This window comes from Mesorhizobium sp. M7A.F.Ca.US.006.04.2.1 (assembly GCF_004022915.1).
Taxonomy (GTDB): domain Bacteria; phylum Pseudomonadota; class Alphaproteobacteria; order Rhizobiales; family Rhizobiaceae; genus Mesorhizobium; species Mesorhizobium ciceri.
Genome location: NZ_RZQA01000847.1, coordinates 1 through 2,755 on the forward strand (window position 1 = coordinate 1; position 2,755 = coordinate 2,755).

Below are 2,755 nucleotides of genomic sequence, written 5' to 3' on the forward strand. Positions count from 1 at the left end.
TCCTATCTCGATACCCAATTGAAGCGGCTGGGCAGCCCGAACTTTACCCATCTGCCGATCAATGCACCGAAGTGCCCGTTCGCCCATTTTCAACAGGACGGGCACATGGCCATGCGCAATCCGGCCGGTCGCGCCAACTATGAACCTAACTCATGGGGACTGGGACCGCGCGAGGATCCGCAGCGTGGCTTCCGTTCTTTCTCCGATGCCGAACAAGGGCAGAAAGTACGTCTGCGCGCGGAGAGCTTCGCCGATCACTACAGCCAGGCCCGGCAATTCTTCAACAGCCAGACACCACCGGAGCAGCGTCACATCGCGATGGCGCTGACGTTTGAACTGAGCAAGGTCCAGGCACCGGCGATCCGCGAACGCATGGTTTCGCATTTGTTGAACATCGATGAAACGCTGGCGACCACGGTCGCCGACAAGCTCGGCATCCGTGACATGCCCGAACCTGCCGAAGCCGCCGTTCCACCGCGCGATGACTTGCCGCCGTCGCCGGCGCTCAGCATCATCCAAAACGGGCCCGACAGTTTCGAAGGCCGCAAAGTCGGTGTCATGCTCAGCGATGGAGCCGATGTCGCGCTGTTCGAGGAACTTCGTTCCGCCATCGAAGCGGAAGGCGCGGTGATGGAGGTGGTTGCGCCCAAGGTGGGCGGCGTCGAAGCCGCCGACGGCACCCACATCGAGGCAAGGCACATGATCGACGGCGGTCCATCCGTTTTGTTCGACGCGGTGGTGCTGCTCCTCTCCGAGGCGGGCGCCGAGCTACTGGTCACGGAGGCCGCTGCGAAGGATTTCGTGTCTGATGCGTTTGCGCATTGCAAGTTCATCGGCTTCACCTCCGGGGCCGAGCCGCTCCTGATCAAAGCAGGCGTCGCTCCCGATGCCGATGAGGGGCTGAGGCGGCTGGATTCGGCAGCTTCGGTAGCTGCGTTTGTGCAGTCATGCCGCAAACTGCGGCTCTGGGCGCGGGAGGCGGCTGTCAAACTTTGATGCGATGGCGTCAGCTGTTTCCGTTGGCGCACCCGCACTCTTTGGTTTGCCGCCAACCCTAGCCGGCACCGCGGTCTACGAGCGATCTTCCTTGCTGGACGCTTGTCGCCGCTGCTTCTCCAGGACCTCGTCGGTCCCAACCAGCTTCTTTGCTCCGCCTGAAATGGTCGTGGACACCACCGAAGGCGGATCGCTCGCCGGAAAGGAATCCTCCAACCCCGCCTGCAGTTGGTCCTCGAGCGTGCGTGGTTCTTCGGACCGGCCGGGCGTTCTGCGCGTGTCGATCTTCTCCAGCGACTGTTTCTTTTTCGGCGAATCGTTAGCGTTCCGGACCAGGGCGTAAAGCTGCTCGATCGCGAGTTCCTTGATCGTTTCGAAATCGGCCCGATCGTCCTTGGCAGCCTCGATTTGATCAACCATGGCTTTCTCGAAGCGGTCGAGGCTGTCGCCTCCGCAGGCATGGGAAAGGCGCAACAGGGCTTCGTTCAGCATCAACGGAGCGAAATGTGCTGAAGCTTCAAGCCTGAGCTGCCTTAAACGGTCCGGAGTTGCGGCCTGCAACTTTGACATGGACAACCTCCTTTCTCCCACAAGCGTCTCAACGGGATTTGACCGCCGATGTTCCACCGTGCCTGAACATCTGTCATGCCATGCGAGCTACAAGAACCAGCTTGCCACCAATCCCGCCGACGCCGCAAAAATCGCCAAGGTCGTCACGCCGCCCAGGATGTTCGTGCTTGTGCTGTTGACCTTGTCGCCCATGATCTTGCGATTGTTGGTCATGATGAGGATGAGAAGCAGCAGCGGCGGCGTTGAAAATCCTTGCAAGATGCCGGACCAGACGAGAGCTTTCATCGGGTTGAAGCCGAAGAAATTGAGACCCACCGCCACCAGCGTTATGACCCCGATCGCGATGTAGAATTTGGGAGCCTGCCGGGGTTTGGCATGCAGGCTATTCTTCCATCCCATCGCCTGGGCGAAATCGAAAGCAGCGCCAGCGGTCATGATCGGCACGGCCAGGAAGCCGACGCCAATTACACCGGCCGCAAAGAGAATGCCGGCAGCGTCGCCGGCAAGCGGCCGCAGCGCTTCGGCCGCCTGTGCCGCTGTCTCGATCTGCGTGTGTCCGGCCTTGTAGAGCGTCGACCCGGTCGAAAGGATGATAAAATACATGATCAGATTGGAGAACGTCATGCCGATCAGGATATCGCGGCGGGATCGGCGCAGTTCACCCTCGGTGGCGCCTTTGCGCTCTTCGAGGCTCGTTCGACCCTTGGCGATCTCCTCCTCCACCTCCTGATTGGACTGCCACGTGTAAAGGTATGCGGAGAGAGTGGTCCCGACGATGGCGACGAGGATGGACAGGTACTCTCGGCTGAACTCGATTTGTGGCAACAGCGTGCCACGCAGGACGGAAGCGGCATCCGGTTTGGCAAGTACCGCGGAGACCACATAGGCAAGCAGAGCCAGAGCCAGCCACCGGAACACATTTCGGATCAATTTGTACGATCCGAGCACCTGCAGGGCAAAAATGACGACCGCAACGGCAGTGACGACCAACGGAGCAGGCAGCGGAACGAACAGCACAATAGCCGCCGACATGGCGCCAAGGTCGGCGGCTGCCTCGATCGTGTTGCCGATCAGCACGCCCACCAGCACGGACCATAGCAGCCAACGCGGATAGAAGTCCGATATGACCTGGAAAAGCCCGCGACCCGAAACCTGGCCAAGTTTGGATGAAAGGTAGACGACGAGATAC

At 60.4% G+C, this 2,755-nt stretch carries 3 protein-coding genes; 1 reads left to right on the top strand and 2 read right to left on the bottom strand.

Features of this window, described 5'->3' with window-relative positions:
• A partial coding sequence (locus EN925_RS31060; protein ID WP_128337174.1) for a catalase-related domain-containing protein occupies positions 1-996 on the top strand: 996 nt, incomplete at its 5' end.
• Between the two features lie 75 nt (positions 997-1,071).
• On the opposite strand, the gene EN925_RS31065 is transcribed toward EN925_RS31060, so the two are convergent.
• Positions 1,072-1,488: a hypothetical protein gene (locus EN925_RS31065; protein WP_245487366.1), complete on the bottom strand. Its 417-nt coding sequence runs from the start codon at positions 1,486-1,488 to the stop codon at positions 1,072-1,074.
• A 165-nt stretch (positions 1,489-1,653) separates the two neighbouring features.
• Positions 1,654-2,755: Nramp family divalent metal transporter (locus EN925_RS31070; protein ID WP_164894504.1), on the bottom strand; the 1,102-nt coding region annotated here is incomplete at its 5' end.

Coding starts and splice junctions, on each gene's coding strand:
- EN925_RS31065 (WP_245487366.1), bottom strand. CDS start 1,488: ATGCTGAACGAAGCCCTGTTGCGCCTTTCCCATGCCTGCGGAGGCGAC.